The 3,990-nt window shown below is 45.5% G+C and carries 3 protein-coding genes; 2 read left to right on the top strand and 1 reads right to left on the bottom strand.

Annotated elements, in window-relative coordinates; translation table 11 throughout:
- Positions 1–200: 200 nt before the first annotated feature.
- Positions 201–1,127 carry a M23 family metallopeptidase gene (locus tag BW716_RS34570; protein WP_083730604.1) on the bottom strand — a complete coding sequence of 309 codons (927 nt, stop codon included), beginning with the start codon at positions 1,125–1,127 and terminating at the stop codon, positions 201–203.
- Between the two features lie 86 nt (positions 1,128–1,213).
- Between BW716_RS34570 and BW716_RS34565 the strand changes: the two genes are divergently transcribed.
- Positions 1,214–2,800, top strand: a complete 1,587-nt coding sequence (locus BW716_RS34565; RefSeq protein ID WP_368678289.1) for a methylmalonyl-CoA mutase — start codon at positions 1,214–1,216, stop codon at positions 2,798–2,800.
- Positions 2,801–2,982: 182 nt separating this feature from the next.
- The gene (locus tag BW716_RS34560; RefSeq protein ID WP_083730602.1) at positions 2,983–3,879 is read left to right on the top strand and encodes a bifunctional 2-polyprenyl-6-hydroxyphenol methylase/3-demethylubiquinol 3-O-methyltransferase UbiG; all 897 of its coding nucleotides are present in this window, start codon (positions 2,983–2,985) and stop codon (positions 3,877–3,879) included.
- Positions 3,880–3,990 lie beyond the last annotated feature (111 nt).

Here is a 3,990-nt window from a genome sequence, read left to right as displayed (position 1 = left end):
CATGAGGGTTTTTTATGAAAATGGTTTTCATCCCCCGTTGGTGAATTCCCTCTTTCATGAAGGTTTTTATGAAAATGGGTTTCATGCCTGTTGGTGAATTCCCACTTTCATGAATGTTTTATTCGGGTAGCTTTCAGTAACTTATAGTCGTTACACAATTCTCAGACCCTGATTTTATTTTTGAGACTCCCCTTTTCCTGTTATTTTTTTATCATCGTCACTCTTTTGGGCCGGATCACCTCATACAGTAAATAGCCTTTTCCATTGAAGTGTATATATAATGGCGGCCCCTGATACCATGGCTGTCCCGGTATTTTCTTATGTGCCTGAATATGCAGGTGTGGTTCGGTACTAAATCCTGAATTTCCCACACAACCCAAGGGTTGCCCTTTTTTAATCACATCGCCATCGTGCACAATCACACTCCCCTCCTTCATATGTCCTAAAAAGATGTAACTGTTAGAGGTTTCGATGATGACCTGGTTGGTATTGTTTGGTCCCCGGCTCATATCAGGAGGGATATTATCCGGGTTGTCTCCGTAAGCTTTTAATACCCGTCCATCGCAGGGACTATATAAGGTATCGCCAAATATTTCATAATCCGCCAGCTTTCTGCTGAAGATCTGATTCGCACGCCTGCCATCGGGTTTCAGTTTTACAATATCCATGGCATAAATCGCTCCCCGCAAACTGAAGTGAAACAGGTTAGTGGGTAATCCCTTCCCTCCCTGCAACACAAAATACCGCCCGGTTTTCATGGGGAAAGCCAGTTCAATGGTTTCAGGTTTGCCGGTGGTACCGGTGAAATAAAGAACACTCAACAGCGTCAAAATAGCAGTAAAGAATAAATTAAATACCATCTGCCAGTTTTTTGACGCCCGCTGCCCCTTTTTCCGGCGCATGGCGCCAATGATCAGGGCCAGCAGCAAACAAATGCCAAACCCATACTTGGCTTCGATCGTAAGGTACACCCAGGTGCCATAGAGATAAATAAATACACCCAATGACAATCCGGCTAATAGACGTGACCAATTGTGGCGGAATAGGGCTGCGGCAGCAGTGTATGTAAAAAAAACGCTGAACAGGGCCAAAGTAAAAGTCAGTAGTAACAGTGCGTAAATAAACATAGCTTATTCGGTAAATCGTTCAGGAATGGTCCTGCAAATTATCAATATTTTGGCCTTCGCAGCAATACGGTAATAATTATGTAACATTGTCTATCATACATCATTATTCCACGAACGTACACAAAATGGAAAATATCATCAAAACAGATGCCGGTATTATCATTGAACCAGTTTATACCCAACCGGTACCCATGGATGAGTTGCCCGGACAATTCCCTTTTACAAGAGGAGTACATGCCTCCATGTACCGCGATAAACTATGGACCATGCGGCAGTATGCGGGTTTTAGTACTGCGGAAGCCTCAAACCAGCGCTATCATTTCCTGCTTAGCCAGGGGGTAATGGGGCTGAGCGTAGCCTTTGACCTGCCTACCCAGATCGGGTATGATTCAGATCATGCCATGTCGGAGGGGGAAGTAGGCAAAGTGGGTGTGGCGATCGATTCACTGGAGGATATGGAAAGACTCTTTGCCGGTATCAAACTGGAAGATATTTCCACGAGTATGACCATCAATGCAACAGGATTTATACTACTCGCTCTGTATATCGCCCTTGCCAAAAAACAGGGAGCGGACCTGCATAAAATATCAGGTACTATCCAGAATGATATTCTCAAAGAATATGCGGCGAGAGGCACCTATATTTATCCACCCAAACCCTCCATGCGCCTGATTACAGACATCTTTGCATATTGTAGTACCGAGGTCCCTAAATGGAATACAATCTCTATTTCGGGATACCATATCCGGGAAGCAGGCGCAAATGCAGTACAGGAACTGGCTTTTACACTGGCTAACGGCAAAGCCTATCTAAAAGCGGCGATTGAAAAGGGGCTAGCTATCAATGTATTTGCACGGCGATTGTCATTCTTTTTCAATGCGCATAACCATCTCTTTGAAGAAGTGGCGAAGTTCAGAGCGGCCCGTAGAATGTGGGCCCATATGACAACGGAACTGGGGGCTACAGATCCAAAGGCACAGATGCTGCGTTTTCATACACAGACAGGTGGAAGCACATTGACAGCGCAACAACCCCATAATAATATAGTACGTGTCGCCGTGCAAACCATGGCGGCGACGTTGGGTGGTACACAATCATTGCATACCAATGGCTATGATGAAGCGCTTTCCCTGCCTACAGAAGAAGCAGCGCGGATAGCCTTGCGTACCCAGCAGATCGTAGGTTATGAAAGTGGTATTGCAGATACAGTTGATCCCCTTGCCGGAAGTTATTATGTAGAAGCCCTGACGAATGAGGTGGAAGCAAAGGCCTGGGAACTGATACATCGTATAGATGCGATGGGTGGCGCGGTGAGTGCGATAGAACAAGGTTTTGTACAGGATGAGATAGCGAGAAGTGCTTACTTATATCAGCAGGAAATAGAGAGCGGTAAAAAGATCATCGTGGGAGTGAATAAATTTACGGCAAAGGATGAAGGAACACCAGAAATATTCAGGATAGATGACAGTATCAGGCAGGTGCAAACGGAAAGACTGCAATCGCTAAAAAGCAGGAGGGATAATGAAGCGGTACAGGCAATTTTACAAAGGCTGGAAGCCGCGGCCCATACGGAAGAAAATGTAATGCCTATCGTCGTGGAAGCTGTGGAAACTTTGTGTACCCTCGGTGAAATAGCCGATACATTAAGGAAGGTATTCGGTGAATATAAATAGGTCCTACCTGTTTAGCCGACCGCAGGCCATGCCCGGACACACGAAAAAATCGCTTGTGCAGAAGGCCATTCCGATGACTACGAAAATTTAGCCGGCCGCAGGTCATGCCCCCGACTACGAAAAAATCGCTTGTACCGAAGGCATAAGCGATTTTTTCGTTATGATTTTCATTATTTTTGGCCATGTCTTTTATCTACCATAACACCTGTCCGGTATGTGGAGCCGCAACTTCACATAAAGTACTGACAGCCAAAGATTACACCGTTTCAAAGGAAACCTTCGACATTAACCATTGCGGACATTGTAGCGTACGCTTCACACAAAACGTTCCTGATAGCGCCAGCATTGGCCGCTATTATCAATCGCAGGAATACATCTCCCACTCTGAAACCCGTCAGGGCCTCATCAACCGTTTATACCACAGCGTGAGGAAAATCACCCTGCGTAGTAAACAAAATTGGGTAAAAGCAGCAACTGGTCTCAAACAAGGTTCCATCCTCGATATTGGTTGCGGAACAGGTTCCTTCCTTCACTTCATGCAGCAGGGCGGCTGGCAGATCACCGGTCTTGAACCAGACGAAACGGCCCGTCAGAACGCAAAGACATTATACAACATCGAACCTCGTCCTTCAGAAGATCTCTATTCTCTGCCTGCCGGACAGTTTGATGCTATCACCATGTGGCATGTACTGGAACACGTACATACCTTACATGACTATATCCGCCAGATCCGCACCTTATTAAAACCGGAAGGCGCAATCCTCATCGCTGTTCCCAACTACACCTCTCCCGATGCAGAACATTATGGTGAACACTGGGCGGCTTACGATGTACCACGTCACCTTTACCACTTCTCTCCTGCTGCCATGGAAGTACTCCTGAAGCAACATAAGATCAGAGTAGTGAAAAAGCATCCGATGGTGTTCGATGGTTTCTATGTGAGTCTGCTGAGTGAAAAATATAAAACAGGTGGGAATGGCTTATTCAAAGGCTTCTGGAATGGTTTCATCTCCTGGCGCAAAGGATTGAAGGATGTAGACAGATGTAGTTCTGTCGTGTATGAATGTAAAGCAGAATAACCAATAAAATAAATAAAAACATTCATAAAAGAGGGAATTCACCACCGGGGAATGAAAACCATTTTCCGAATAAAAAGGGGGCGTCTTCGGGATGAGGGCACTGAAGAAGTT

The sequence above is a fragment of the [Flexibacter] sp. ATCC 35208 genome (genome assembly GCF_001975825.1).
Taxonomy (GTDB): Bacteria; Bacteroidota; Bacteroidia; order Chitinophagales; family Chitinophagaceae; genus Chitinophaga.
This window is presented reverse-complemented; position numbering and strand designations above follow the sequence as displayed.

What these genes read in the sequence shown, in the direction of transcription:
- BW716_RS34570 (WP_083730604.1), bottom strand. Translation starts at nt 1,127, where the DNA reads ATGTTTATTTACGCACTGTTACTACTGACTTTTACTTTGGCCCTGTTC.
- BW716_RS34560 (WP_083730602.1), top strand. Translation starts at nt 2,983, where the DNA reads ATGTCTTTTATCTACCATAACACCTGTCCGGTATGTGGAGCCGCAACT.